Source organism: Gluconacetobacter tumulisoli (genome assembly GCF_014174155.1).
GTDB classification, from domain to species: domain Bacteria; phylum Pseudomonadota; class Alphaproteobacteria; order Acetobacterales; family Acetobacteraceae; genus Gluconacetobacter; species Gluconacetobacter tumulisoli.
Genome location: NZ_JABEQM010000002.1, coordinates 245868 through 272053 on the forward strand (window position 1 = coordinate 245868; position 26186 = coordinate 272053).

The 26186-nt window shown below is 68.3% G+C and carries 22 protein-coding genes; 12 read left to right on the plus strand and 10 right to left on the minus strand.

The genetic code is table 11. The annotated features are described in order from the left end of the window. Positions 1-14 precede the first annotated feature (14 nt). On the minus strand, positions 15-476 hold the full coding sequence (locus tag HLH28_RS03475; protein WP_182954493.1) for a GNAT family N-acetyltransferase: 462 nt from the start codon (positions 474-476) through the stop codon (positions 15-17). A 211-nt stretch (positions 477-687) separates the two neighbouring features. Further along, positions 688-1806: an FAD-dependent oxidoreductase gene (locus HLH28_RS03480; protein ID WP_182954497.1), complete on the minus strand. Its 1119-nt coding sequence runs from the start codon at positions 1804-1806 to the stop codon at positions 688-690. A gap of 52 nt (positions 1807-1858) precedes the next feature. Here HLH28_RS03480 and HLH28_RS03485 point away from each other — a divergent pair, with 52 nt between their 5' ends. From HLH28_RS03485 to HLH28_RS03500, 4 genes are all read left to right on the plus strand, one after another. After that, entirely contained in the window at positions 1859-2326 is a 468-nt protein-coding gene (locus tag HLH28_RS03485; protein WP_182954499.1) for a MarR family winged helix-turn-helix transcriptional regulator, read from the plus strand. A gap of 114 nt (positions 2327-2440) precedes the next feature. After that, positions 2441-2899, plus strand: a complete 459-nt coding sequence (locus HLH28_RS03490) for a carboxymuconolactone decarboxylase family protein (protein ID WP_182954502.1) — start codon at positions 2441-2443, stop codon at positions 2897-2899. Between the two features lies 1 nt (position 2900). Next, a complete protein-coding gene (gene sigJ / locus HLH28_RS03495; RefSeq protein WP_182954504.1) occupies positions 2901-3785 on the plus strand; it encodes an RNA polymerase sigma factor SigJ in 885 nt (294 codons plus the stop codon). A gap of 56 nt (positions 3786-3841) precedes the next feature. Then, positions 3842-4231 (plus strand): cupin domain-containing protein, encoded by a 390-nt coding sequence (locus HLH28_RS03500; RefSeq protein WP_182954507.1) that lies wholly within the window; start codon positions 3842-3844, stop codon positions 4229-4231. A 164-nt stretch (positions 4232-4395) separates the two neighbouring features. Here HLH28_RS03500 and HLH28_RS03505 read toward each other — a convergent pair whose 3' ends face one another. The 5 genes from HLH28_RS03505 to HLH28_RS03525 all read right to left on the minus strand — a co-directional run bounded on the left by HLH28_RS03505 (position 4396) and on the right by HLH28_RS03525 (position 11667). Continuing rightward, positions 4396-5340: a 2-hydroxyacid dehydrogenase gene (locus tag HLH28_RS03505; protein ID WP_182954510.1), complete on the minus strand. Its 945-nt coding sequence runs from the start codon at positions 5338-5340 to the stop codon at positions 4396-4398. 5 nt (positions 5341-5345) lie between these two features. Continuing rightward, on the minus strand, positions 5346-6650 hold the full coding sequence (locus HLH28_RS03510) for an MFS transporter (protein ID WP_182954512.1): 1305 nt from the start codon (positions 6648-6650) through the stop codon (positions 5346-5348). After that, positions 6651-8993, minus strand: a complete 2343-nt coding sequence (locus HLH28_RS03515) for a TonB-dependent receptor (protein WP_338029644.1) — start codon at positions 8991-8993, stop codon at positions 6651-6653. Between the two features lie 524 nt (positions 8994-9517). Continuing rightward, entirely contained in the window at positions 9518-10204 is a 687-nt protein-coding gene (locus HLH28_RS03520) for a GntR family transcriptional regulator (protein ID WP_246395639.1), read from the minus strand. Between the two features lie 170 nt (positions 10205-10374). Then, the gene (locus tag HLH28_RS03525) at positions 10375-11667 is read right to left on the minus strand and encodes an NAD(P)/FAD-dependent oxidoreductase (protein ID WP_182954518.1); all 1293 of its coding nucleotides are present in this window, start codon (positions 11665-11667) and stop codon (positions 10375-10377) included. A 287-nt stretch (positions 11668-11954) separates the two neighbouring features. Here HLH28_RS03525 and HLH28_RS03530 point away from each other — a divergent pair, with 287 nt between their 5' ends. Both HLH28_RS03530 and HLH28_RS03535 read left to right on the plus strand, forming a co-directional pair. Continuing rightward, positions 11955-12416: a DoxX family protein gene (locus HLH28_RS03530; protein WP_182954520.1), complete on the plus strand. Its 462-nt coding sequence runs from the start codon at positions 11955-11957 to the stop codon at positions 12414-12416. A gap of 43 nt (positions 12417-12459) precedes the next feature. Then, entirely contained in the window at positions 12460-13278 is an 819-nt protein-coding gene (locus HLH28_RS03535; RefSeq protein WP_182954523.1) for an alpha/beta fold hydrolase, read from the plus strand. An 82-nt stretch (positions 13279-13360) separates the two neighbouring features. On the opposite strand, the gene HLH28_RS03540 is transcribed toward HLH28_RS03535, so the two are convergent. Further along, positions 13361-13705, minus strand: coding sequence for a VanZ family protein (locus HLH28_RS03540; protein WP_182954527.1), 345 nt, complete (start codon positions 13703-13705; stop codon positions 13361-13363). A 208-nt stretch (positions 13706-13913) separates the two neighbouring features. Here HLH28_RS03540 and HLH28_RS03545 point away from each other — a divergent pair, with 208 nt between their 5' ends. The 3 genes from HLH28_RS03545 (at position 13914) to HLH28_RS03555 (ending at position 19770) form a co-directional block, all read left to right on the plus strand. After that, positions 13914-16349, plus strand: coding sequence for a penicillin acylase family protein (locus HLH28_RS03545; protein WP_182954529.1), 2436 nt, complete (start codon positions 13914-13916; stop codon positions 16347-16349). A 485-nt stretch (positions 16350-16834) separates the two neighbouring features. Then, positions 16835-18043 (plus strand): mechanosensitive ion channel family protein, encoded by a 1209-nt coding sequence (locus tag HLH28_RS03550; protein WP_182954532.1) that lies wholly within the window; start codon positions 16835-16837, stop codon positions 18041-18043. Positions 18044-18369: 326 nt separating this feature from the next. Beyond that, positions 18370-19770 carry a sugar porter family MFS transporter gene (locus HLH28_RS03555; RefSeq protein WP_182954935.1) on the plus strand — a complete coding sequence of 467 codons (1401 nt, stop codon included), beginning with the start codon at positions 18370-18372 and terminating at the stop codon, positions 19768-19770. A 229-nt stretch (positions 19771-19999) separates the two neighbouring features. Here HLH28_RS03555 and aldA read toward each other — a convergent pair whose 3' ends face one another. Next, positions 20000-21448: an aldehyde dehydrogenase gene (gene aldA, locus HLH28_RS03560; protein WP_182954535.1), complete on the minus strand. Its 1449-nt coding sequence runs from the start codon at positions 21446-21448 to the stop codon at positions 20000-20002. A gap of 499 nt (positions 21449-21947) precedes the next feature. On the opposite strand from aldA, the gene HLH28_RS03565 reads away from it, so the two are divergent. The 3 genes from HLH28_RS03565 to HLH28_RS03575 all read left to right on the plus strand — a co-directional run bounded on the left by HLH28_RS03565 (position 21948) and on the right by HLH28_RS03575 (position 25138). Further along, on the plus strand, positions 21948-22571 hold the full coding sequence (locus tag HLH28_RS03565) for an FMN-binding negative transcriptional regulator (RefSeq protein ID WP_182954538.1): 624 nt from the start codon (positions 21948-21950) through the stop codon (positions 22569-22571). A 120-nt stretch (positions 22572-22691) separates the two neighbouring features. Next, complete coding sequence (locus HLH28_RS03570) at positions 22692-23105, plus strand: PRC-barrel domain-containing protein (protein ID WP_408869812.1); 414 nt, start codon at positions 22692-22694, stop codon at positions 23103-23105. A gap of 536 nt (positions 23106-23641) precedes the next feature. Then, a complete protein-coding gene (locus HLH28_RS03575) occupies positions 23642-25138 on the plus strand; it encodes an HAL/PAL/TAL family ammonia-lyase (protein WP_182954540.1) in 1497 nt (498 codons plus the stop codon). A gap of 15 nt (positions 25139-25153) precedes the next feature. On the opposite strand, the gene HLH28_RS03580 is transcribed toward HLH28_RS03575, so the two are convergent. Next, entirely contained in the window at positions 25154-26032 is an 879-nt protein-coding gene (locus HLH28_RS03580; protein ID WP_182954542.1) for a LysR family transcriptional regulator, read from the minus strand. Positions 26033-26186 lie beyond the last annotated feature (154 nt).

Consider the following 26186-nt stretch of genomic DNA (forward strand, 5'->3'; position numbering starts at 1 on the left):
AGCCACGCATTCACCTACTCCAGGTCGAGATGCAGAAATTGGTTGAAGCTGCTTGGTGTATAAAGGCCAAATGCTTCACCAGCCGTGAAGCCGTACCGACGATAAAGGGTCAGCGCCGGATCAAACGCCGCACCGCGCCCCGTCTCCAGACTCGGGCGCCGGACCCCCCGGTTTTTTGCGGTCGCGATGATCGTGTCCAGAAGTGCGCGCCCCACGCCTTTTCGGACGAAATCGGGGTGCGTCCGCATGGATTTCACTTCGGCCATATCGGCCGACAGCATTTTCAATGCGCCTATCCCGGCGACCCGATCCTGACACCAGGCCGCCCAGACTGTCACGTCCGGAGTGGCGAGGCCGGACAAATCGAGAGCATAGACACTGTCGGGAGGTGACTGGGCACGCATTCCGGCAAGATGCAGCGCGAGCAATTCGCGCGTCTGCTCACCTGACAGATCGTCTTCGCGGATCTCGAACATGCGACTCGCCTCTCCGAACGGCATGAATAATATGTCCGCATTTTGCAGTAGAGAAAACAAGCACCAATGCCGTCAATGACGGCGACAGCAGTAATACATCTCCTCCGGCCAATGCGGGCCTTTCACATATTCGCCCCCGGAAGCCGCCAACCCGCCTCCGGCCGATTGCAGACCCATCCGCACATCACGCAATCGCCCTTCGGCAACAGCCTCACACCCCCACCCGCCCCCGATAATGCTCCAGCACGCCGGCCAGGGCATCCGGCGCGATGGCGCCGCGCAGGCCCGCGGCGGCCCCGGCCGCGGCGGGGGTCGCGCGGGCGACCATGGCGGCCTCGTACCGCGCGACGGCCGGCCATCCCGTCCCGTCGCCCAGCGCATCCGCCAGGTCGGCGGCATCGGCCAGCGCCAGGTTCGCCCCCTCTCCCCCGAAGGGCGACATCAGGTGCGCCGCATCCCCCAGCAGCGTCACCCCCGGCCGGCCGGGCCATCGGTACCCGATCGGCAGCGCGTGAAGCGCCCGCACCGCGATCAGGTCGCCGCGTTCGACCAGATATCGCAGCGCGGGCGCCCAGCCGGCGAAAACCTCCATCATGGCGGCCCGGACCGCCCGCGGCGACGCCACCGCCAGGCCGTGGGCGGCGGCCTCCGGCATGCGGCGCATCGCATAGGCGCGGATGTGCCCATGGCCGTTGCGTTGGGCGATCAGCGCCCGGCAATCGCCGACCGCCATCATCTTGCCACCCCCCACCAGATCGTCGACCAGGGGATGCCGATGCGCGTCGAATCCGAACTCGACCAGCGTCACGCCTTCATAGGCCGGCACGACATCCGACAGCAGCGGTCGCACGCGCGACCACGCGCCATCCGCGCCCACGACGATGTCGAAAATTTCGGCACCCCCGCGCCAGCCGATCCGATAGCGGCCGTCCGGCGCCGGCGTTATCGCCGCGACCGCGCAGCCCCAGCGCACCGTGCCCGGCGCCAGCGCGTCCAGCAGGATCCGGCGCAGCACCGTGCGGTCGATTTCCGGCCGGTCGTCCCCCGCGCCGTCGCGATCGAACAGCAGCACGCCGTCCGGATCATGGAGCCGATCGCCCTGGTCCTCCGGACGCGCCGCGGCGCGAAACGCGGCCTCCAGCCCCGCACGCCGCATGGCACGCTGGCCGGTGTCGGGATGCAGGTCCAGCGAGCCCCCCTGCGGGCGCGCCCCGGCATGGGCGTCGCGCTCGAAAACGGTGGCGGCAATGCCCCGGCCGTGCAGCAGCCGCGCCAGCATCAATCCGCCGGGCCCACCGCCGACAATCGCGATGCGAGGGGATGTCGTCATGACGAACTCCGTGATACATAGGACCCTATATATAAACATAGGCGCCTATGCAATGGCAGATGAAACAGATGAAGAAGCCGGCGAAGACTGGGATCCGATGAAGACCCCCGGCCATTACATCAGCCGAATCGCCCGCGGCTTCGCACGGGCCGGCGACGCGCGGCTGGGCGCGGTGGGCTTCGCCACCGCCCAATTGCCGGTACTGACCGCCCTCAAGGACGGCGCGAAACTGTCGCAGGCCGAACTCGCGCGCTGGGCCCGGGTGGAGCAGCCGACCATGGCGCAGCTCCTGGCCCGCATGGAACGCGACGGCATCATCCGGCGCGAACCCGATCCCCGCGATCGCCGCAGCAGCCTGGTGTCGCTGACCGCGCAGGCGCAGGCCCGGCTCCCCGCCGGCCGGGCGATCCTCGCCCAGGGCAACAGGGACGCGACCCGCGGCATGACGGACGACGAGGTGGACACGCTCGTCACCCTGCTGCGCCGCGTCCTCGCCAATGTCGAGGCCATGGAGGGCTGATCCCGCCGCCATCCGGGGGCGGCCCGTCATGTGCAAGACCACGCGACGCGAAAATATGTCACACGCCACGCACCTGTCCCGTCTTGAGGAAAACCAGCCCGAAGGATCCCCCCCATGACGGAACGTCTCGACTATTACGCCACCTCTCCCGCGCTTCTCGGGAAGATGCTGGACCTGGAACACGCCATCGCGTCCAGCGGCCTGGACCGGACCCTTCTCGAACTCGTGAAGATCCGGGCGTCCCAGATCAACGGATGCGCCTTCTGCCTCGACATGCATCTGCGGATCCTGCAGAAGGCAGGGGAAAGGACGGACAGGATCGTTCTTCTGGACGCGTGGCGCGAGGCACCGATCTATACGGCGCGCGAACGCGCGGCGCTCGGCTGGACCGAAGCCCTGACACTGGTCGCCTCGACGCATGCACCGGATGATGCCTACGAAGCCCTGGCCGGCCATTTCACCGAACAGGACATCGTCCAGCTCACGCTGGCGATCGCGATGATCAACGGCTGGAACCGCATCGTCATGGGTTTTCGGGCGCTGCCCCGTGCGCCGCGCATGCCCGGAAACTGACATGTCCGGCCCGACCGAAATCTTCATGCAGGCCCGCCCCGACATGATTGGCGTGGCCTATCGCATGACGGGTTCCCTGTCGGTCGCCGAGGACATGGCGCAGGACGCCTTCCTGCGCTGGCACGCGGCGGACCGCACGGTCATCGCGAACCCCCGGGCGTGGCTTCTCAAGGTCGTGACGCGCCTGTGCCTGGACTGGCTCAGGTCCGCGTCGCACCGGCGCGAACGTTATATCGGCCCATGGCTTCCCGAACCCCTGCTGGAGACGCCGGATGCGCCGCAGGCGATGAAACACATGCATGACCAGGACCTGTCGGTCGCCTTCCTGCTGCTGCTGCGGAGCCTGTCCCCGGCGGAGCGCGCCGTGTTCATCCTGCACGATCTCTTCGAGACGCCGTTTCACGATCTGGCCGCTCTGCTGGGCCGGAGCGAAGAGGCCTGCCGCCAGCTGGCGTCGCGCGCCCGGCGACATCTGGGCCGGCCGGATGTCCGCCCGGCCCAGGGCCATGAGGCCGCCATGCGCCTCGCCGAGGCCTTTCTTGCGGCATCCCGCAAAGGCGACGAAACGACCCTGCGGAACCTGCTCGCGCGGGATGTCCGCCTTGTTTCGGACGGTGGAGGACGACGCCCGGCGGCCCGCAATGTCATCGAAGGGGCCGACAGGATCTGTCGCCTGTTCGTCGCCCAGGCACGCAGGACCGCCGGCCGGCCGGCCGCCGTCCTCTACCGGGGCCTGATCAACGGGGCGGCGGGCTTTGTCACGCGGGAAGCCGACGGGCTGGTCCAGACCACGACGCTCCTCCTCGAAGGGGAACAGGTCACGGCCATTCATGTCGTCCGCAATCCGGACAAGCTTCGCAATGTCGAGGCGCGTCTCGTTCACTGAGGGAACGGGCCGAAAATCACACGAACTTTCCGCGTATAAAAAATGGAACACGCATCATGCGCAAGTCGGTCCTCGTCCTGTCCGCAGGCCTGTCCCTCTTTTCGACCCGCCTTCTGGCGGCACCGAAAATCACCCCTCTCCTTTCTCGCGACCTCGCAGGCCGCCCCGGCGAGGAAGCCGCGATGCTGACCGTGACCTATGGCCCGGGAGAGGGCGACCCCGTTCATCGTCATGACGCCCAGGTCTTCGTCTATGTCCTGCAGGGCACGGTCACGATGCAGGTCAGGGGCTCCAGCCCGGTTACCCTTCATGAAGGGCAGACCTTCTACGAAGGGCCGAACGATATTCACGTGCTCGGCCGCAACGCCAGCCGAACGGCCCCGGCAAGATTCCTCGTCTTCTTCGTCAAGAAAAAGGAGACGCCTTTCGTCGTCCCGGCCCGGTGACCGGAGTGGCGATCAGATCGCGCCGGCCGACGAGGCACGGATATCCGAACATCCGGAGAGGGCGCTGACATCGACGAAACCGCTTCAGGAGCCTGTCCGAAAACGCACTCCGGACCACCGTCCGCGCTTGTTTTCAACCGCCGGCGCGCATTTTCGAAAGGGCTCTAATAGCTGCGATCGGGCTGGTAGCGCAGGGGAACCTCCTCCCCCTTCAGGATCGCCTGGATGATGGCGGCCACATATCGCGCGCGTGCGCTGCGCGAGGCTTCCGCCGCCACATGGGGCGTGACCGTCACGCGGGGATGCGACCAGAACGGCGACGCCGGCGGCAGGGGTTCGTCGCGGAACACGTCCAGCACCGCGCCGAACAACGTGCCATCATCCAGGGCCCGCAGGACGTCCCCATCCACAATCAGCGTACCGCGCCCGACATTGACCAGCCCGGCGGGCCGCCGCAAGTGCGACAGCATGTCGGCATTCACGCAATTTCGGGTCTGCGGGGTGTCCGGCAGCAGGCACACCAGAATGTCGCACGACCGCAGGAAGGCCGGCAGTTCCTCCGGCCCGGCATGGCAGGCGATGCCGGGCATCTGCCGGGGGCTTCGCGCCCACCCCGCCACGCGCAGCCCGGCGCCGGCCAGCCGCCGCGCCACATGCGCGCCCAGGTTTCCCAGTCCCATCACGCCCACCGTCACGTCGGACGACATGCGCACCGCGCATGCCGCGCGCCGCCATGTCGCGTTCTGCTGGCCGATCGCCAGCGTCCGGGCGTCCCGCAGCAGCGAAAACACCGCCCACAGCACGTAATCGCCCATCTGCACGGCCGTTTCCTCGCCGCCCATGCGGATCAACGGCACGTCGCGCGGCCAGTGGGGATCCCGCGTGATGTGGTCCACGCCGGCGGCGGCGCTCAGGATGGCCCGGAGGTTGGACATGCGGGCCAGGCGGCCGGGCTCGGGGTCCCAGACCAGCGCGAAATCGACCGTGGCGGGGTCCAGCGCCGGATCGGCCCAGTCGACCACCCGCAGGCCGGGGTCGAGATCGGCGAACAGCCGGCGCCATTCGAGAAATCCCTGGTGCCCACCGGCCCTGACCGCGAGACAGACCATGCCGTTCAGTCCTTTCCGGTAGGCGCATAACGCGCCGAGAGTTTGAGGCACCCCAGGCTGATGACCACGGTGACCAGCAGGTACAGGCCCGGCAGGCTGTTGTCGTGGAAATGGTTCACCAGCCCCGACAGCAGCATCGGCGTGAAGCCGCCGAACAGAAGCTGGCCCAGCGCATAGCTGACCGCAATGGCGGTGGTGCGGTTGCGGGGCCGGAAGATCTCGGTAAACAGCGCGGGGACCGAGGCGTAATACCCGCAGTAGATCGTGGTGACCAGCACCCCCTGCACCATGACGAGCGTGAGGACCGAAGGCGCGCCGACCAGCACCCGGAACAGCGGCCACACCATCAGGCCGCCCAGCAGCGCCATGCCGCCCATCATGCGGCGGCGGTCGGTGCGGTCCCCCCGCATGGCGAACAACGGCGGCAGCACGATGGTCAGCAGGCCCGACACCATCGTGCCGACGAAGGCCGCCGACTGGTCCAGATGCAATTGGGCGCGGGCCAGCGTGGGCATGTAGATGTTCAGGTAGCTGCCGGTCGCCCCGGCACTGACCAGCCCGATCGCCACCAGAAGACGCACGGGTTCCCGCTGCAGGATCTCGCGCAGCGGCAGGTGGCCCTCCCGCCGGCTGAACTCGGGCGATTCGTCGCTGCGCAGGCGCAGCCAGGTGGTCAGCGGGCCCAGCGCCACGCCGAACAGGAACGGCAGCCGCCAGGCCCAGGCCAGGACCTGCGCGTCCGTAAAGACATGATGCAGCAGCCAGGCGATGCACGACGCCAGGGTCACGGCCACGCCGCCCGCCGACCATTGCAGGCTGGCCAGCACGCCGCGATACGCCGGGTTGCGTTCCGCCAGCATGGTGGCGGCGCTGCCGAACTCGCCCCCGGCGGCGAAGCCCTGCAGCAGGCGCGAACAGATGATGACCAGCGGCGCGAACGGCCCGATGGCGGCATAGGTGGGCACGACGGCCAGCAGCCCGGTGCCGACCGTCATCAGGATGGACGACAGCACCAGCCCCCGCCGGCGCCCGTGCCGATCGGCATAGGACCCCAGGCACGCCGCCCCGATGGGCCGGGCCACGAACGCCACGCCGAAGCTGCCCAGGCCGAGCATCAGGGACAGGCCCGGGTCATGCGCGGTGGGAAAGAACAGTTGGGAAATGGTGACGGCAAACAGGCCGTATAGGATCAGGTCATACCATTCCAGCACGCCGCCCAACGTGGTGGCGATGACGGCCAGCCACGGCACGGCTGTGCGTCCCCCCGGCGGGGGGACGCTGGCGTACGGCACGTCTGCTGTGCCCTGCATTCAGAACCCCGAACTGATGGTGACCATGCCGGTGAAATTGCCACCGGTAATATAGGTCGGCGCGGCGCCGCTGACCACCGTCCGGCCATCCGTGCCCAGAACGTTCCGGGCATTGGTCGTCAGGCCCCACGCGCCGGAGAGATAATGCGCGTTCCCCAGGTTGGTCATGTTCAGCTGGATCTGCGGACGCTTGAGGAACGCGACATCGCGGAAGCGATAGCCCAGGCCCAGATTGGCGGTCTCATAGGACGGAATCTTTTCGTCGTTCATGAAGGTCGAATATTCCGAGCCGATGTAATTGAACGAGAAATTCCCGAAAATGCTGCCATCGTCATACGAAAGGCCGATCGACCCGGAAAATTCGGGGCTCAGCACCGCCGTCTTGCCCGCCGTCGGCAGATAGGTGCCCCCCGCCGGCAGGTTGTTGTCCATCGTGGCATGCAGGTACTGGCCCGACAGGTAGGGCGCGAAATGGTGCCATCTCGGCAGGCTGAATTCCGCACTGACGCCACGGGTCGTCTGGCCGCCCGCGCTCAGCGAGGTCGTGATCGTCGTGCCGTTCACCAGGGAACTGGTCGAAATCTGCTTGTTCGTGAAATTATAGTTGAAGAACGCCAGCGCCACGTTGAAATAGCGCCCGTAATGGCGATAGCCCAGTTCCTCCGCGATGGAATATTCCGGCTTGATGCCGCCGCTGCTGTGCTGGCTGGTCATCTTGCCGGTCGACGCGTTGAACAGGTCGATCGACGGCGTGATGGCCGCAGCCTCGCGGAAGGCGGTCGTGCCGTTGAAATAGACCTGGTCGCGCGGGGTGATCTGGTAGCTGACCGCCACGCGCGGCAGGGGCTGCGCATCGTTGAAGCCGGTGGCATAGGTCGCACCGGGCACCAGGTTCGTCGCGGTGCGGTTCAGCATCGCCTCCTTGAAGCCGGCCGAAATCACCAGCCGGTCATGCAGCAGGGAATAGCTGTCCATGATGCTCAGCGCGTTCGTCTGCTGGATCAGGTGCGCGTCCCACTGGTACAGGGGAACGCCCGATGCGGTCAGGACGGGATCGTCCCCCCACCGATTGGCGTTCCCCGCCGCCGTCGGCAGGGCGTAGGAGGGATTTTCCGTATAATTCACATAGGAATACCAGTACCCGAATTTCAGGTCGTTGTGGCCCCTCTTCCAGTCCAGGACGGAATTGATGCCGAACGTGGATTCCGTGAACGTGTCATCCGACTGCGCCACGCTCTGCGCGGCCGTCCCGGCTGGAAACTGCAGCGGGCTGGCGGACCGGGACCCGAAATAGCTGTCGTTCTGGTTCAGCGTGGTTGCGCCGTTCAGCGTGCCGTCCACGTCGAACACATAGGGCGTGACGGACAGGTTCAGGTCCTTGGCCAGGTTGAACTTCATCTGGACGCTGGCGCGGGCATGCTTCCATTCATACTGATGGAATTTGTAATAATTGCTGTTCGTGCCGGTATAGTTCCTGGTGTAATTGTAATCCCAGCCGCTGGCGTTCCACTGCGCCATGGTGGGATAGGTGTAAAGATCTTCCTGCACGTCGTTATAGGACATGAAGGCCGTCACGCTGTTGCCGTTTCCCCAGTCCTTCGCCGCCTTGAAATCGACATGCCAGCGATGCAGGTTTCCCGGCCCGCGCCAGTTCGACGCATGCGTGTCCGAGAACGAGACGAAGGACCGCACGCCGCTGTGGCCGATTTCACCGGTATCGAACCGGCCGAATTCGCGGCGCAGGTTGTTCCCGCCGTAGGTCAGGTCGACCAGCCCGCCCATCTTGTGGGCCGGATCGCGCAGTTTTTCGCTGATCATGCCGCCCACGGCGCTGTAGGTCGGGGCCATGAGGTCGGGCGAACCGGGCGTAATGGTGATGGAGCCGACATTTTCCGTATCCGCCCAGCCTGCGGAGGTCGGGGAATAGTACAGGACGTCCGACGGATTCATGCCCTCCAGCTCGTAGCCGATTTCGTTCTGATTCATGCCGCGGATGGACACGCTCATGCGGTCGGTCGCCCCCGTGGGATCCGCCGAGGCCACCACCACGCCGGGCGTGTTGCGCACCAGGTTCAGCGCGTTGGTGGTAGGGGACTGGGCCGCAATATAATCGCGCGTGACGCCGCTTTTCGAAAATGGCTCGTGCTGCGCGGGCATCAGTCCGCCACCGGGTGTCAGCCCGGTCACGCCGTTCGGCGTGACGGCGGAGGTGACCACGATATCTTCGGTGCCGGTGGCCGCGACGGGGCCGGGCGGGCGGACATTGCGCGCCGCATGCGCGGGGACCGCAGGGACGACGGCAGGCTGGACACTGGCCGGCGGCCGCGCCGGCTTCCTGCGCACGGGGCTTGCCGCCTGGGTGGCAGAGGCGCTTCCGGCAGCAAAGGCGGCGACGCAAAGAAAATTAACGGAACTTGCTGAAAGACGTCGCACGTTCGTCTCCTGTCGCGACAAAAGGACGGCCTGTCGGCCTGAGATCGCACATTTGTCGTTTTCCGCCGTCCGGTATGCATAACACCGGAAAGACGAGGGTGACGACTCTTCGATCCATCATTCGGTATACCGAGAATAGCCAGAGGCGGCGCGCGCCTGTCAACACCGTTCTGACTGGAAAACTATTATTTTCGGGATCCTGGCAGATTTCTCCGCAAGGAAAACGATCTTTTCCGGACACGCGCTCATCCGGCCGGGAAATTTCTCGGACCGAATTCGGAACAACGGCCACCACGTCACGCGGCCGAGGCAGAATCCAAGGAAATCCGCAGTTTTTCAGGGAACAGGGGCGACGGGCCAGGCCGAAAACCGGATTTTCGGTACACGCAACCGGGACCGGGCAGGCCGGCCGGCTGTTCGAGCTGGTCGATCAGCTACTCGGTGGTCCGGCGCTTCTTCCTCGCCCGTTCGGCCGGGCGGGATCGTTCGCTCAGCAGAATGGCGCTGCGCAGGTGCGTATTCATTTCCGCGCGCGCCACCCCGATATCGCGCCGCCGGATCGCATCGAGAATCCGCCGATGCCCGGCCAGGGTTTCCTCAAGCGAGTAGTCGGGCAGCGAGACGAGGTTTCCCACCCGGGAAAACCAGATCTGGTCATAACTGATCTCAAGCTGGCGGCGCAGCAGTTCGTTGCGCCCGCCCGCGGCGATCAGGACGTGGAACTGGGTGTCCAGCCGTTCGAATTCGTAAAATTTTCCGTCCTGCGCCGCCTTTATCTGCGCGTCCAGGCAGGCCTCGATATCCTGCACCTGCCCGTCGTCGGCCCGCTCGCAGCACAGCGCGACGGACGCGCTTTCGATGGCTTCGCGGAATTCGTAGATCTCGCGCACGCTGTCATGCGACGGCGATACCACGACATAGAACCGCCCCTTGCGTCCGATCAGCTTGTCCTGGTGCAGGCGCTGCAGGGCTTCCCGCACCGGCGTGCGGCTGACCCCGTACCGGCGGGCGATGTCTTCTTCCTGCAGGATTGTGCCGCCCTGCACCCGGCTGTCGATCATGTCCCGCCGCAGGGCCGTATAAAGATCTTCACCGGACAGGGACGGACGGATTTCGCTCATTGATCCTGCATCGGACGGAGGGACCGGAACGTCGAACCTAGCGAAAAACCGACCCATGTCCACCCGTCCGGGCGTGACGGTTTCAGAGGCCGGTTCGAAATTCGTCCTGCCGGGCGCGGGGAGGATGTCACACGCCGGATCGCCGACGGGGCGCGTTTCGAACCGGCCTTTCATTTTCCCGTCCTTTCCCCGTTGCATCCGAAGCGCGCGAGGGTGAAATGCTCCTGCCCCGGGGCCGGCCGGCCGCCGGTGATCAGGTTGGCCATCAATTGCCCGGCCGCGGGGCCGATCCCGAACCCGTGGGCGGAAAAGCCCGTCGCCAGGTAAAGCCCGGGATATGTTCCCACGGACGACAGAACCGGCAGCGCGTCGGGCGTCACGTCGATCACGCCCGCCCACATGGCCGCCACCCTGGCGGTGCGGAATACCGGCATGTCGGCCTTCAATCGCTCGAAGGTGGCGGCCAGCGTTTTACGATCGGGTTCCGGATCGCATGCGCGATACGCCTCGAACGGGTTGGTCCGCCCCTTGCCGAACCGCTGCTCTTCCCTCAGTTCCTGGAAGAACGGCAGGCCGGCCCGCACGCTCAGCAGCTTTTTCTGCCTGAGGAAATTGGGCATGAACTGGCGCATGAAGCGGAACGCGTCCGGCGTGACATGCGTGACCGATGAATTGCGCTGCGCCACGGTATATCCGCCGTCCCGCCGCTTTCGGACCGAAAACCGCGACGACGCCACGACCGGAATCGGCCCGCCCTCCAGCGGTTCCGTCCGCAGGACGGAGGCCGTGACCTTCAGCTGCGGCAGCACGATTTCCGCCGTCTTGCACAGCCAGCGCGACCAGATGCCCGCCGCCACCACCACGCTGTCGGCCACGACGCGCCCGGTTTCGGTCCAAAACCCGCAGGCCTGGCCGCCCTGAATATCGATGGCCTTCACGGCGGTGTCGGCATGGAACGCCACCCCGGCCGCCCGCGCCTTGGCGACCAGGAACGCCATGGCGAGATCAGGCTCCGCGCAGCCGTCCTCGGGGCTGTAGAGGGCGCCGGCCCATCGCCCCCGGCTCTGCGGCATCAGGTCGGGAATGGCGGCGGATGCCAGTCTGCGGGGGGCAAAGCCCGCCGCCCGGGCGGCGTCCGCCCAGGCTTGCAGTGCCGTCCATTCCACCTCGTCCTGCGCCAGCGACAGCAGGCCGCACTGGCGGTATCCGAAATCGGCCTCTCCGGCCCATTGCCGCCACAGGGGGCGGCTGGCCAGGGCAAGCGGCAGATCTTCCATGGCCTGGCTGATGGTCCGCACCCAGCCCCAGTTGCGGCTCGACTGCTCGTAACCCGGCTGCCCCTTGTCGAACACCGCGACGGACAGCCCCGCCTGGCGCAGGAACAGGGCCGTGCACACCCCGATGATCCCGCCCCCGGCAATCGCGACATCATACCGGGACGGGGCGGACTGTTGTGATGCCATGGTGTCTTCGCGCCCTCGCAGCCATTTCGTATCCGCAGCATCCTGACCCATTCAGCATACTGAAACAATAGATAATACTCGAAATAAGCCTTAATTCACCCTTTGCGTATACTTCGACCACACCCTCAAACGATCAAAATATGGAAACGACATATTTCCGTTGTTTCTATTTATGACGCACCGGCCGGTTCGTAATGTCCGAACAACGGCAACGCGGTTCCTCGGAACGGATCTGGCGGCCGTCCCCAAGCCCCCGACCTCCGCATTTCCAGCCAAGGACCACCGCCATGAACACCCCCCTGTCCCGCGAGACCGCCCTGCCCCGCGACGCCGCCCTGCTCGTCTCGCGCACCGCCCTGGCCACGCTCTTCCTCGTCATGGGATGGGGCAAGCTGTCCGATTATTCCGGCGCCGTGGCCTACATGGCGCAGACCCATGCCCCGCTGCCGGCCCTGTCGGCGATCGTGGCGATCGCCGCCGAACTGGGCATCGGCCTGGCGCTGGTGGCGGGGGTCCTGACGGCGCCGCTGGCCCTGCTGCTCGCCGCCTACACGGTCGTCACCGCCTTCATCGGCCATCATTTCTGGACCATGGAGGGCGCGCTTCGCTACGACATGACGATCCATTTCTACAAGAATATCAGCATCGCCGGCGGCCTGGTCGCCCTCGCGGTCGCCGGGCCGGGCCGCTACGCGCTCCGCCTGCGGAACCGCCACGTCCCCGCCGCCGCCGCGTCGCGGCCGGCCTGATCCCACGCCCCGCATCCTGCCGACATCCCCAGGGAACGCCCCCATGCCGACGATCACCACCCGCGACGGAACCGCGCTCTATTACAAGGACTGGGGCACCGGCCAGCCCGTCCTCTTCAGCCACGGATGGCCGCTCAGCGCGGATATGTGGGACTACCAGATGCTGTTCCTGGCGCAGCACGGCTATCGCGCCATCGCGTTCGACCGGCGCGGCTTCGGCCGCTCCGCCCAGCCGTGGGAAGGCTACGATTACGACACGTTCGCCGACGATATCGGCGAACTGATCGAACGGCTCGACCTCACCAACGTCGTCCTGGTCGGCTTTTCGATGGGCGGCGGCGACATCGTGCGCTACATCGCCCGCCACGGCAGCGGACGGGTCGCCAAATTGGCGCTGCTCGGCGCGGTGACGCCGCTGTTCGTGAAGACGCCGGACCACCCGGCCGGCCCCGACCGCGCGGTGTTCGACGGCATCCGCGCCGGGCTCCTCGCCGACCGGGCGCAGTTCCTGGCGGATTTCAGCCCGATCTTCTACGGCACGAATCACGGCACGAAGGTGTCGAAGGCCGTGTTCGACCAGACGCTGCAGATCGCGCTGACCGCCTCGATCAAGGGCACGATCGACTGCGTCACCGCGTTCTCGGAAACCGATTTCCGGCCCGACATGGCCAGGATCGACGTGCCGACGCTGGTGCTGCACGGCGACGACGACCAGGTGGTGCCCTTCGAGGCCACCGGCAAGCTGGCGGCGGAGATGATCCCCGGTGCGACGCTCAGGCTCTATCCCGGCGCGCCGCACGCCCTGACCCTGACCCACAAGGACCAGGTCAACGCCGACCTGCTGGCCTTCCTGCAGGGCTGACCGCCACGGGACCGGGACGACGGACCGCGTTCGGGTCGACGGCCCGAACGCGCGTCGCATCGCCGCCCGCGCAGGCTACCTCTCAGCTCTCGCGGGTGGCCCGCCCCAGATAGGCCATCGCCGAGATGGCCGCGATTCCCATCATGCCGCCCAGCGCCTTGGCGATCGCATCGGGCACGCCCGCGTCGCGGCCGGGCACGGCCAGCTGTCCCAGCTCCAGGGCGATGCTGCCCGCCACCACCCCGATGGCGACCCAGAGCCGGTGCCGGGGATAGGCCAGGGAAAAGAAGGCGCCGAGGATGAAATAGGCCGCGAACCGTTCGGCCTGCGGATGCCCGGTCCCGGGCCGGTCGCTCAGCGGCCCCAGCGTCACGAAGACGATGAACAGCGCAAGTCCTGCGGCGGCGATCTGGAAAAACCGTACCATGTCTGTCCTGCACCTCATTTTTCAGGCCCGCTTTCGGCAGGCCAGGCCAGCATAGGCCGTTTATCGCCGAATCAACCCGATTTTCGACGGATTGCGGCCCCAACCCGTCCAAACGCGCCGGATCGCCGATCGGGTGCAGCTCCGCCCCCCGATTGCGGCCCGCCGTCCGCTCCGGTTTACTGGGGACGCCAGGACCGGAGCCCCCTTCATGACCCCACCCGCGCCGCCGCCACCCCGCCGCCGGACCCGCCGCCTGCTGGCCGGGGGGCTGGCGGTCCTGCTGCTGGCCGGGGCCGGGGGCGTGGGATACGGCACGTGGGTCCTGCGCGCCAGCCGCCCCGTCCTGACGGGCACGCGGCATCTGGCGGGCCTGTCCGCCCCGGTGGACATCGCGCGCGACCGCGACGGCGTGCCGACGCTGACCGCGCGCAGCCGCACCGACCTGGCGCGGGCGCTGGGCTTCCTGCACGGCCAGGAACGGTTTTTCGAAATGGACCTGCTGCGCCGCGTGGGCGCCGGCGAACTGGCCGCCCTGGTCGGCGCCGCCGCCCTGCCGGTCGACCGCGCGCACCGGCTGCACCGCTTCCGCGCCCATGCCGAACGGGTCCTGGCCCGGCAGGACCCGGCCGACCGCGCCCTGCTGTCGGCCTATACCGCCGGGGTCAATGCCGGGCTGGGCGCCCTGGGCCATGCGCCGTTCGAATACACGCTGCTGCGCGCGACGCCCGCGCCCTGGACCGACGCCGATTCCCTGCTGGTCGTCTATGCGATGTATTTCGACCTGCAAAGCGCCGACGGCAGCGCCCAGCGCCTGCGCGCGGCCCTGCGCCGGGCATGGGGGCCGGCGATGGCGGCCTTCCTGGACCCGTCCCTGACCCCGCTGGACGCCCCGGCCGACGGCTCGGCCGCCGACGGGCCGCCGATGCCCGACCGGCTGGCGCCCCAGGCCCCGTCGCCCGCCCCGCCGTCCGCCCCGTCGCCCATCCAGGCGTCCACCCGCCCCGCCGCCGCGCCCCCGGCGCCGGAACGCGGATCGAACAATATCGCCGTGTCGGGGCGGCTGACCGCGACGGGGGCCGCGATCGTCGCCGACGACATGCATCTGGGGCTGGGCGTGCCCAACATCTGGTATCGCGCCCGCCAGATCGTGCGCGACGCCCCGGACGCGCCGCCGACGCTGGACCTGATGGGCGTCACCCTGCCCGGCCAGCCCTTCCAGATCGTCGGCAGCAACACCCATGTCGCCTGGGCCTTCACCGACGGCTATATCGAAACCGGCGACCTGATCGCGCTGGACACGATGCCGGGCGATCCGACCCGCTACCGCACCCCCGACGGCGTCCGCGCGATCGAAACGGTGCGCGAGACGATCTGCGTCATCCGCGCGCCCTGCCGGCCCGACGACATCGCGCAGACCGTCTGGGGCCCGGTGGTCGGCCACGACGCCGCCGGCGCCCCGCTGGTCTGGCGCTGGAGCGCCGCCGACGACAACGCCATCCGCTATGACGGCGTCCGCGCGCTGGAACGCGCCACGGACGTGCGCGCGGCGCTGGATGCCGCCCACCGCACCGGCCTGCCGCAGGAAAACATGCTGGTCGGCGACAGCGCCGGACACATCGCCTGGACCATCATCGGCCAGGTGCCCCGCCGCGTGAACCTGAACGACCAGCTGCCGCATTCCTGGGCCGACGGCAGCCACGGCTGGAACGGCTACCTGGACGCCGCGGAAATCCCCGAAATCGTCGATCCCCCCGGCGGCCGCCTGTGGTCCGCCAACGGCCGCGTCGTGGGCGGCGCGGCGCTGGCGCTGCTGGGCGACGGCGGCTATGCCGACGGGCTGCGCGCCGGCCGGCTGCGCGACGATCTGTACGCCCGCGACCGCTTCGCCGAACCCGACCTGCTGGCGATCGAAACCGACGACCACGCCACCGTCCTGCGCCCCTGGCAGGCCCTGCTGATGCGCGCCATCGACGCGCGGCCCGGCCGGGCGGACCTGGCTGCGCTGCGCGGCCCGGTCGCGGCATGGGGCGAACATGCGCGCCCGGGCTCGGTCGGCTATCGCGTGGTCAGCACGTTCCGCACGCGGGCGCTGCGGATCGTCTTCGACGCCTATGCCCGCGCGGCGGCGGCCCCGCCCGGCCAGGCATCCGGCCCGCCGCCCCGCACGCCCGCCCGCGCCGGCTGGGCGGTCGAACGCCTGCTGACCGACCAGCCGCCCGCGCTGGTCCCGCCGCCCTATCGCGACTGGGCCGCCGTCACAGATGCGATCCTGCACGCGCTGTCCCGCGACATCGCCGCCGCCGGGGGCCTGGCGCGGTTCGACTGGGGCGCGGTCAACCGCGTCGGCATCCATCATCCGCTGGCCCGCGCCGTCCCGGGCCTGGGCTGGCTGACCGACCCGCCGGACGTGGCCGAGGCCGGCGACACGCTGGTCCCCCGCGTCGCGGTCCCCGGCTTCGGCGCCTCGGAACGCCTGGTCGTCAGCCCGGGGCACGAGGCATCCGCCCTGTTCGACATGCCGATGGGCCAGGCCGGCAACCCCCTGGCCCCCTATTACGGCGCCGGCCAGGCCGACTGGGTCGCCGGCACGCCCCGCCCCCTGCGGCCCGGCACGGCGCACTGGACGCTGACCCTCGCGCCATAGGGGCTCCCGGGGCCCGTCCCATCCCCACGGACGCGGACAAGGCGTGCGCCACACACTCTCCGGCGACCGCATCGCGCACAGGGCTTTCGCGGATATGCCGGCGCAGGCCACCGGCGCTCCGGCTCGCCGCCGAGGCACCGATCTCGTCCCAAGCCCCTTTCCCACCACGCACATGGCAGGTGGGCGCGCCACGCGGACACGAACGGCCCGTTCGCATCTCCCGCGGCGGAACCGACCGCCCTTCGCCGTCCCGCACCGCCACGCAAACCGCCCCTGATCGGCCCCGAACGCCCGTCGGAACGCCCGGCCCGGCCCCCGCCGCCGCATCGCGCGGCAGGCGGTACGCCCCGCGGCGAAAGGGGGGATTGCACTTTGGTAATCTCCCCGACCCTTTTCGCTCCGCGTCCGCTCACGATAGGCTGGCCACATTTTGATACAAAGCACGGCGTCGCCCCGGCGTCCGCAAGAGGGAGACATTTGCACCGATGAGGCACGATTACGTCACCTCGATGTCCGGCGTCCGTCACTGGTTCGACTGGCTTCCCGCCCCCGTCGCCTCGATCCTGCTGCTGGCGATCGCCGCCGCCGTCGCGCTGCTGTTCAGCCGCCTCATCACCGACGCCATTCCGCGCCTGCCCGGGCTCAAGCGCCTGCCGATCATTCCCACGCTGATCGTCCGGCTGCGCTCGGCCATCCGCATGCTGCTGATGCTGCTGGCCGCCGGCGCCGCCCTTCCCGCCGCCGCCGTGGGGCTGTCGAGCGAAACGCTCTACATGCTCGGCAAGGTTTTCGCGTTCCTGTTCATTCTCATCCTGGGATTCGGCGTCATCCGCGCCCTGCGGATCGCGACGGACAGCTATCTGACGCGCATCGCCCGGCGCGATCCGGGGGACGACATCACGGTCCGTTCCCACCAGACGCAGATACGCGTCCTGCGCCGCCTGGTCGAAATCACGCTCGGCGTCATCACGGTGGCCTCCGCGCTGATGGTGTTCGACACCGTGCAGCGCTTCGGCCTTTCCCTGTTCGCATCGGCCGGTGCCGCGTCCCTGGTCGTCGGCCTTTCCGCCCGTCCGGCGCTCAGCAACCTGATCGCGGGCATCCAGATCGCCATCACCCAGCCGATCCGCATGGAGGACATGCTGATCCTCAACGGCGACTGGGCCTGGGTCGAGGAAATCAACGCCACCTACGTCGTGCTGCGCACCTGGGACAAGCGCCGCTATATCGTGCCGATCGCCTATTTCCTGGAAAATCCCTTCCAGAACTGGACGCACAGCTCGCCCGCGCTCATCGGCTCGATCTTCCTCTGGCTCGACTACCGCACGCCGATGGACCGCATCCGCCAGTTCCTGGAGGAAGAAATCGTCCATTGCCCCGACTGGGACAAGGACCGCGCCAACCTCGCCTGCCAGGTGGCCGACAGCAACGCGCAGGTCATTTCCATCCGCATCGTCGCCGGCGCGGCCGGCGCGGGGCAGATGTGGAATCTCTGCTGCGACATGCGCGAACGTATCCTCAGGCGCCTGCGCGAGGAACTGCCGGAATGCATCCCGCGCGGCCGGACGGCGCTGGTCGGCGACGGGGCGGGCGACGACGCCTGGCCCGAGGCCCTGGTGGCCCCGCGCATCGCGCGCCCGGACCAGGGGCCGTATACCGGCCCGAACCTGCAGGCGGCACCAGCACGCGCCTGACGGGACGGCGGCGTCCCCCCGGCGCGCCGTCCCGCCCGGCCCTGACGCACAAGTGATCGGACGCCGCCACACCCGCCAACCGCTTTGACTTTGCGTCCGCCCCGACCTCGGACATACAGGTACCTTCGATGCATAGCTATGCACATCGCCGCAACGTCCGTTGCAGGGGCGTCGCGCTTCGGGACATTTCGGCTCCGCCGGTCGACATGAACGGCGGCAGGACCTGACGGCGAAGGGACCATGCCATGGCAGGGTTGAGCACGACGGACATCGACATCGCACACGGTGCGCGCGCCAGCGAAATGCACCGGCGCGCCTTCTCGATCATGCCGGAAATCGAGCGCCTGGGCGACCGCACCGCCTCCGCCCGGCGCTATGTCTCGATCGCCGCCGCCGTTGCGGCGGTCGGGGGCCTGCTGTTCGGATATGACACCGGCATCATCGCCTCCGCGCTGATTTTCGTCACGCAGAGCTTCTCGCTCTCGACATCGGGACAGGAATGGGTCGCGGCGGCGCTGAATATCGGCGCGATCTTCGGCGCCGTCTGCAGCGGCCCGATATCGGACCGGTGGGGACGACGCCCCGCCATCATGGCCGCGGCCGCCGTCTTCATCGCGGCGTCGATCGGATGCGGCCTGGCGCCGACCGTCGGCGTCCTGATGTTCGCCCGGCTGTGGCTGGGCGTGGCGATCGGCGCGACCACGCAGATCGTGCCCGTCTATGTCGCCGAACTTGCCCCCGCCGAACGGCGCGGCGGCCTGGTGTCGCTGTTCCAGCTCGCCTTTTCCCTCGGATTGCTGCTGGCCTTCCTCGTGGGATATGAATTGTCGGGCACGCCGGACTCCTGGCGTCCCATGTTCATGCTTGGCGCGGTCCCGGCCCTGCTTCTCGCACTGGGCATGATGGTCCTGCCCGAAAGCCCGCGCTGGCTGCTGCATCATCAGCAGGAACGACGCGCGGTCTCCATCCTCTACAAGCTCCGGGGCCACCATACGCCCGTCAGCCGCGAACTGTACGCCGTCCTGACGGTCGACGAAACGGAAACGGCAGGATCCGGCTGGGCGGACCTGCGGCGCCGCTGGGTGCGCCCGGCCCTGGTCGCGGCCCTGGGCATCGCGGCCCTGTCGCAGCTCTCGGGGCCCAACGTGATCGTCTATTACGCCCCGATCATTCTCTCGCAGACGGGGCTGGCACATTCCGCGGCACTGCTGACATCGGTATCGGTCGGGATCACGTCCACCATCACCACGGCAATGGGCATCGCGCTGATCGACAGGGTGGGCCGGCGGCGGATGATGCTCGTCATGCTGCCCTTCGCCGCGCTGTCGCTCTTCGTGCTCGGCGCCGTGTTCCTCGGCACCGCGCCCCTCGGCGGCATCCGCATGGTGCTCATGGTCGTGTCGCTGCTGGGCTACATCTTCTTCAATTTCGGCTCTCTCTCGGTCGCGGTATGGCTCGTGGCGGCGGAAGTCTTCCCGCTGGCCATCCGCAGCAAGGCGATGGGACTGGCCAGCGCGACCGTATGGCTGTCCGACACGATCGTCTCCCTGGTCACCCTGTCGCTGGTGCACGCGCTGGGCACGACCGGAACGTTCTGGCTGTTCGGCGCCATCAACGTCGCCGCCTTCCTGTTCGTCTGGAAATACGTGCCCGAAACGGTCGGGACAAGCCTGGAGGATATCGAGGATTCATTGCGCGCCGGCACATTCCGCCCGACCGCCCGGTAACGGAACCGGAAATCCCGGCCGGCAACACCTCGGACCGCCGCAAGCATGCATTTTGATCCAGCCCGGATAAGCCCATTTGAAATGGGATCTGGCAAGCAAGAGCGGCCTTCCGACCCGCGCCCGCCATGGAGTGTCGAGCACCGAAGCGAAACGGCCCTATCGGCCGCCCGCCACGGAACGCAGAAAACACGCGCCGGATCGCCGCCAGCGCGCGTTTTCAAAAGGACGCTCAGGCGTTCAGGTAGATGGTCTGCGTTTCCACATACGCCTCCAGCCCATGCTGGCCATCCTCGCCGCCGATGCCGCTGTCGCGATAGCCATGGTGGAAGCCATGCGCCGCCTCGCCGCCCTCGCGGTTCACATAGACCTCGCCGAATTCCAGATCGGCGTTGATCTTCATGATCCGCTCGAGGGAATTGGTGAACACATAGGCCGACAGGCCATAGCGGGACGCGTTGGCCTGGCGGATCGCATCCTCGTAGCTGTCCACCCGGATCAGCGAGAGGACCGGCCCGAACACCTCATCCTGCGTGATGTCCATCTTCTCGGTCACATCGGTCAGCAGCGTCGGCGCATAGAACTGCCCCTTGTCATAGAGGCCGCCGGTCAGGCGCGCACCGCCAAATTCAAGTTTCGCGCCCTGTTCGACCGCCCGCCTGACCATCTTGTCCACTTTTTCCAGCTCCGGACCACAGACCTTCGGCCCCATGTCCGTCGTCTCGTCCAGCGGGTTGCCGACCTTCAGGTTGCGGATGCGGCCGCGCAGCTTTTCCGCGAAGACGTCGTAAATCTTCGCATCGACATAGGTGCGCTCGTTCGCCGTGCAGACCTGGCCGGCATTGCCGAAGCGCGCCGCAACGGCGGCCTCCACGGCGCGGTCGATATCCGCATCGTCCGCCACGATGAACGGTGCCTTTCCACCCAGTTCCAGACGCACGATTTTCAGATGCTCCGCCGCGGCGGCCATGATCTTCCGGCCCGCCGGCGTGCTGCCGGTCATGGTGATCAGCCGGGTATCCGGGTGCGCCACCAGCGGCACGCCGACACGCGGACCGTCGCCCGTGACGATATTGACCACACCCGGCGGAATTTCCGCCTCGGCCACCAGCTTCGCCAGTTCCAGCGCGGCCAGCGGCGTCATTTCATGCGGCTTGACGACAATGCTGTTGCCCGCCGCCAGCGCCGGCCCGAGCTTGCGCGCGACCAGCGCCAGCGGGAAATTCCACGCGGCGATCGCACCGACCACGCCGACCGGCTTGCGGTCGATCAGGATCTTCTCGCCGGGGCGCGATCCCGGAAGAATCTCGCCTTCCAGCCGACGCGCGTTTTCGGCGGCGAAACGCAGCAGATCGGCCGCAAATCCCACCTCGACGCGCGCCTCGCGGATCGGCTTGCCCATTTCCTGCGTGATCGTGCGCGCCAGATGCTCGGCATCGCGCCGGATCAGGCCAATCAGGCGATACAGGCCATCCGCCCGCTCGGTCGCGGTCCGGCGCCGCCATGCCGGCATCGCCGCCTTCGCGGCCGCGACCGCACGATCGACGTCCTCGGACGTGCCGTTGGCCACCTGCGCCAAAATCTCGCCCGTCGCCGGATTTTCCACGGCAAGGCGCTCGCCCCGGCTGGCAGCCACCCAGCGACCGTCGATGAAAAGATCGTAGTTCTGTTGCAAACCCATGTTCCGCTCCCTGTTCCGACCCGATGGATGTGACCCGCGGCCGCGGCCTGTGCAAGAGTCAACGACGGACGGGCGGAAAGTTGCGGCCTGGCATCGTGAAAGATCGGTCAGGCGCCTGCTGTCGTTTTCCGGAAATCCATCCGTGAACATAGGTGGGTTGCAACGCCGTCAGCCCAGCTTCCTCCCGGAAAATCCGAATTTCCACACCGAAAACGCCTGTCCTCCACGCCCTCGAGACCATCATCAGATTCTCCTAGAAGAAAACAGCAAACAATCCTTCCCTTTCATTTCCTGCAACACAGACCGTCCTTTTCCTATCCTGTCGGAACGGTTCCGGTGACACCCTGAATGCCCCCACCACGCGAATGCGGGGACGACCTCGCCACCCTCCCGATCGACGGCGGGGCAACGCCAGGCCGCCCCCACTTTCAAGACAGCCCGTTAATGCCTATGGGGATCAATCCAGCCTTTCCGCGCCCAGCCCACGAGAACCGGTCCAATGTACACACCCCCCGCCTTCCGCACCGACGACCTGCCCGCCCTGCACGCGATGATGCGCGCGGCGCGGCTGGCGACGCTGGTCACCGCCACCACCGACGGCCCGATCGCGACCCCCCTGCCGCTGCTGCTGGCCGAGGACGAGGGCGAATACGGCGTGCTGTACGGCCACGTCGCCCGCGCCAATCCCCAGTGGAGCACGCCCGCGACCGGCCCGGCGATCGCCCTGTTCATGGGACCGGACGCCTATGTCTCGCCCGGCTGGTACGCCAGCAAGCGCGAACACGGCAAGGTGGTGCCGACCTGGAACTACACCGCCGTGCAGGCCGCCGGGCCGATCGAATTCTTCGACGATCCCGACCGGCTGCGCGACGTCGTCACCCGCCTGACCGACCGGCACGAGGCCGGGCGCGCCGACCGCTGGGCGGTATCCGACGCGCCGGACGCCTTCATCGCCGCCCAGCTGCGCGGCATCGTCGGACTGCGCCTGCCCATCGCCCGGCTGCAGGGCAAACGCAAGCTCAGCCAGAACCGCGCGGCCGACGACCGCGCCGGCGTGGCCGAGGGCCTGGCCGCCAGCCCCGATCCGGCCGACCAGGCCATGGCGGCCCTGATCCCGCGCTGACCGCCCGTCTTGCGCGTCGCACCATGACGTTTTCGTGCGATCGCGCCCGCGCGCCCTCCCCCTTGTTTGCCGCATCGGCATGCCCACGCTTAGTAGGCCAGAAAAAAACAGGAGGGACCCATGTCCGACTCTTTCATGAACCAGCAGCAGACCGATCTCCAGCAGACCAGCCTCAACCCGCAGGCCGAAACGCATGAACTGATCGCCTCGGACAAGGTGGAAGGCACCGCCGTCTATTCCCGCACCGGCGAAAGGCTCGGCACCGTCAAGCATTTCATGGTCGACAAGCAGACCGGCCATGTCACCTATGCGGTCATGAGCTTCGGCGGCTTCCTGGGCATCGGCAACAGCTACCACCCGCTGCCGTGGAGCGCCCTGACCTACGATCCCGGCCAGGGCGGCTACGTCGTCGACCTGACGCGCGAGCAGCTGCAATCGGCCCCCGTGTACAACGAGGACACGATGCCGAACTGGAGCGACGACATGTACGGCCGTGGAATCGACGATTATTATCGGCGCTCCACGGACTTCTGACGCCTGTCGCCGGCGGGCTGCGGGCCGGCGGGTTCCGGATACGTCGTCCGGCACCCTGCGTCCTGCGGATCCGCCGACAGGATCCCGGGCCTCGGCCCGTCGCCACACCGCGCGTCGCGCGCCGACCGGGCGTGCGGCGCGTGCGTGTGTGCGTCCCCGCCGGTCCATCGGCGGCGCGATGGCAGATGCCGGCCTGACCAACGAACGCCGCCCCGCCTGACGCGCCCCTCCACGCCCGCCGGCGCCCCGGCCCCGCGCGACATACGCGCGACATCGGCCGTGCGCCACATCGGCCTCGCAGGTCGGATCGCCCCTTCCCCCGAAACATCTCCGCCCGCCGGACCGGCAGCCTCGCGCGGCTGCGCCCGCGTCCCGGCGCCCTCTCCTCGCGGCGCCGCCCCGCCATGCACCGGACGCCTGCCGAAACGAATTCCCGGCCGGGCATCGTTGCATTATCAATACCATGACCCCAGGCCGTCGGTCCCAAGCCATCGGCCCCAGACCCACGCCCACGACCTTCGACCCGAAAGCCCCCCATGACCACGCTGATCCTCGACCGCCCCCTGACATCGGACCAGATCCACCGGATCGCCTGCCACGGCGCGACCCTGGCGCTGTCCGACGCCGCCCTGGCCCGCATCGACGCCGCCCACGCGGCCCTGCGCACGCTGGTGGACGGCGACAGGCCGGTCTACGGGCTGAACACCGGCGTGGGCGCCCTGTCGGACACGCGGATCTCCGCGGCGGAGCAGACCGCCCTGTCGCGCAAGATCCTGTTCAGCCATGCGGTCGGCGTCGGCACGCCCCTGGACGAGGCCACGACCCGCGCGATCGTCGCCTGCGCCATCAACGGCTACTGCCACGGCCGGTCCGGGATCCGGGCGGATATCGTGCTGCTGCTGGTCCGCCTGCTGAATGCGAACTGCCTGCCGGTCATCCCCCGCGACGGCTCGGTCGGCTATCTCAGCCACATGGCCCATGTCGCCCTGCCGCTGATCGGCCACGGCGCGCTGCGCCTGGACGGCGAGACCCTGCCGGCGCGCGAGGCCCTGCGGCGGCTGGACCTGGCCCCCGTGACGCTGGGCGCGAAAGAAGGGCTCTGCCTGGTCAACGGCCTGCCGTGCGCCACGGGCATCGGCGCGCTGGTGACGACCCGCCTGCGGGACCTGATGGACTGGGCCGACTGCATCGCCGCCGTCACCTTCGACGTGCTGGGCGGGCAGGTGCGCGCCTTCGACCCGCGCTCGGCCCGGCTGCGCGCCTTTCCCGGCAGCATCGCGGTGGCGGACCGGCTGACCGCGCTCCTGGCCGGGTCGCCGTCGCTGGCCCGGTCGGCCGGCGCCCGCACCCAGGACGCGCTGAGCCTGCGCGCCATCCCGCAGGTCCACGGCGCGGCGCGCGACGCGCTGGCGGGCCTGCGCGGCGCCATCGACCTGGAACTGCAGAGCCTGTCGGACAATCCGGCCATCGTCGCCGACGGCCCGGCGATCGAGGTGTTTTCCGAAGCCCACGCCGTCGGCGCCGCCCTGGCCCAGGCGATGGACCAGTCGGCGATCGTCACCGCCACCCTCGGCGGCATCGCCGAACGGCGGCTGGACCGCATGGTCAACCCCCTGGTCAGCCCCTGGCCGCCCTTCCTGGCGACCGATCCCGGCACCGGCAGCGGCTTCATGATCGCCCAGTACACCGCGGCATCGCTGGTGGCGCAGAACCGGCGGCTGGCGGCCCCGGCCAGCCTGGACGGCGGCATCACCTCGGCCCTGCAGGAAGACATCCTGGTCCACGCCACGCCCGCGGCGCTCAAGGCCGCGACAATCGTGGACAACACGCGCACCATCCTGGCGATCGAGCTGCTGGCCGCCTGCCAGTGCATCGACCTCGCCGGCGGCCCCGCCGGCTTCGCGCCCCGCACGGCGGACCTCTTCCACACCGTCCGCGCCCTCGTCCCCCGCTATGACGAGGACCACCCCCTGGCCGACGACATCACCGGCCTCGCGACCCTGCTGTCCATCACCCCGCCGCCCGCCCTCTAGACCGCCGCCGTCCCGTCAGCACATCTCGGCCAGGTACTCCATGAACGCCTGCGCCCGGCGCGAGAGATGCTGGCCGGAGGCATGGACGGCATAGATGTTGATATCCTCCTGCTTGAAGGCGTCCAGCGCGGTCTCCAGCCGGCCGGCCCGCAGGTCGGCCGCGATATCGTAGTCCGTCTTCAGAACGACCCCGGCGCCCGAGATCGCCCAGTGCCGCAGCAGCCCGCCGTCATTGGTCATCCTGTCGCCCGACACATGCACCGGCAGAGACGCCTCGCCGTCCCGGAAGCGCCAGATGCTCTGCGGATCGCCTTTCCGCGCCAGCACCAGGCAGTTATGGCCCGACAGCTCCTCGGGACGGCACGGCTTGCCATGTCGCGCCCAGTAGGCCGGCGCGGCGCAGACCGAACGCCCGCCGCGCAGGATAAGGCGCGCCTTCAGCCGGGAATCCGAAAGCGGGCCGGTCCGCAGGCCGAGGTCGTAGCCCCCATGTATCAGATCGACCACGTCGTCGCTCAACGACAGGTCGAAACGCACCGCCGGATGGCGGGCCAGGAAACCGTCGATCAGACCGCACAGCCGGGTACGCCCGAAATCGTTGAGCGACGTGACGCGGATGGTGCCTTTCAGGGGACCGTCCCCCGCGGCCTGGTCGACGGCCTCGTCCAGGGCAAGGAGGACGCCGCGGCACTGGCGCGCGAACCGCTCGCCCTCCGGGGTCAGCGCCAGCTTGCGGGTCGACCGCAGGACCAGCCGGGCGCCCACATGATCCTCCAGCCGCCGCAGGCTGGCCGTCACGGCGGACGGCGCAAGCCGCCGCGCACGCGCCACGGCGGCCAGGCTGCCCTGCTCGGCGATGTCGATGAAGACGCGGATATGCGCGAGAAGGTCCATTCTGCATATTATGTGAATGATGCCTTCATCGCGGGATCAATTCTTCTTTTCCCGCCCGCCGACCATACTGCCGCCACTCCGTTTTCCACCGGCCGGATTTCCACCGGCCGCATCCAGGCGCCTGCCGCCGGACACCGGGCCGGAGCGCGCGGCC